This is a genomic window from Vibrio sp. D173a, from assembly GCF_030248475.1.
Window position 1 is genome coordinate 1 of the sequence record NZ_JAHGAH010000871.1, and the last position, 782, is coordinate 782.

Consider the following 782-nt stretch of genomic DNA (forward strand, 5'->3'; position numbering starts at 1 on the left):
CTGACCAAGTAATTGAGAGATCAATAACTTAGCAGCTAAAGCTCCTGCAGATTGATAACCCGGATCAATACTAAATACACGTGGGAATAAAAATGACAAAAGATCGTTGCCACCCACCCCTGTAACTACTACATCTTCACGTTGCAACTCTTGAAGACGCTTAATCACCCCAAGAGCCAAGGTATCACTGGCACAGGCGATCGCTTGAGTGGTAGACGTAAGCACCTGATCCACCAGCTGATAAGCACTTTCATGATGCAATGCTCCGGTCTGATAATTCGGTTCAATGTTGTTGTCAGCACACCATGCTAGGTAAGCATTTAGACGAAGCTCACCGGTCGATTTATCACTTGGATCGACCCCAATGAAGCCGATGTCTGTCAGCTCTTGCTCTTTTAGATGAGCCAGTGCACTACCAATCACCTGCTGGTTATCGTAATTAATAGACGTCACGTTCTCGGTATCAAGGGCGATGACTACTGCACGGTGCTCCCATGATTCGATCGCCTCAATATCACAGTCAGTAAAGCCAAACACGATAATGCCGTCGACATTACGCTGCTTGAGAACCTGAAGGTGCTCATTGGCTTTCTCACGATCGAACAAACTCTCCATGATCACCACATCGTAGCCAGCACGATAAAGCTCTTCGAGCATGGTGCTCACCGCTTTGTTCTCTGAGCGTGAATCAAGACGAGAAATGATCACGCCAACCACTTTTTGGCTGCCGCCGCGCATCGACTGCGCCGATTTAGAAGGGGTATAGCCCGACTCCTGAATCA

General features: G+C 47.8%; 1 protein-coding gene. It reads right to left on the bottom strand.

The genetic code is table 11. From position 1 onward, the window contains the following. A partial coding sequence (gene treR, locus KIV40_RS29925; protein WP_285352904.1) for a trehalose operon repressor TreR occupies positions 1-782 on the bottom strand: 782 nt, incomplete at both ends.